Origin of the sequence: Verrucosispora sp. ts21 (genome assembly GCF_002879555.1) — a bacterium.
Lineage (GTDB): Bacteria > Actinomycetota > Actinomycetes > Mycobacteriales > Micromonosporaceae > Micromonospora > Micromonospora gifhornensis.
This window is the reverse complement of record NZ_PNOZ01000188.1, coordinates 1-558: the sequence shown is the minus strand read 5'-3', so window position 1 is coordinate 558 and position 558 is coordinate 1. Positions and strand designations below refer to the sequence as shown.

Below are 558 nucleotides of genomic sequence, written 5' to 3'. Positions count from 1 at the left end.
TGCGGGCGGGGGTGGCGCCGCGGTCGTTGCACTGTGAGGTGCCGTCGCCGATGGTGGACTGGGACTCCGGTGCGGTGCGGTTGCTGTCGTCCCGGCAGGAGTGGCCCGACACCGGTCGTCCCCGCCGCGCGGCCGTGTCGTCCTTCGGATTCGGTGGCACCAACGCCCACGTCGTCCTCGAACAGGCCCCTGCACCCGAACCCGTCGCCGAGCCCACCGCGCAACCACGCCCGCAGCGCATACCCCTGCTGCTGTCCGCCCGTGGGCCCGCCGCCCTGGCCGACACCGCCCGACGCATCGCGGACCTGCTCACCGACCCGGACACCGACCCCCTCGACGTCGCCGGATCCCTCGCCACCGGCCGCGCCGCCCTGACGCACCGCGCCGCCGTCCTCGGCACCCAACCCGCCGACCTGCGCCAGGCTCTGCTCGCCCTGGCCGACGACCGTCCGCATCCCGCCGTGCACCGCGGCACCCGCACCAGCGGCAAGACCGTCTTCGCCTTCACCGGTCAGGGGTCGCAGTGGGTGGGGATGGGTGAGGGTTTGGTGGGGGTGT

1 protein-coding gene is annotated in these 558 nt (G+C 74.7%); it reads left to right on the top strand.

Annotated elements, in window-relative coordinates; translation table 11 throughout:
- Nucleotides 1–50: 50 nt before the first annotated feature.
- The coding region (locus C1A38_RS30465) for a ketoacyl-synthetase C-terminal extension domain-containing protein (RefSeq protein ID WP_286047615.1) at nt 51–558 on the top strand (508 nt) is incomplete at its 3' end.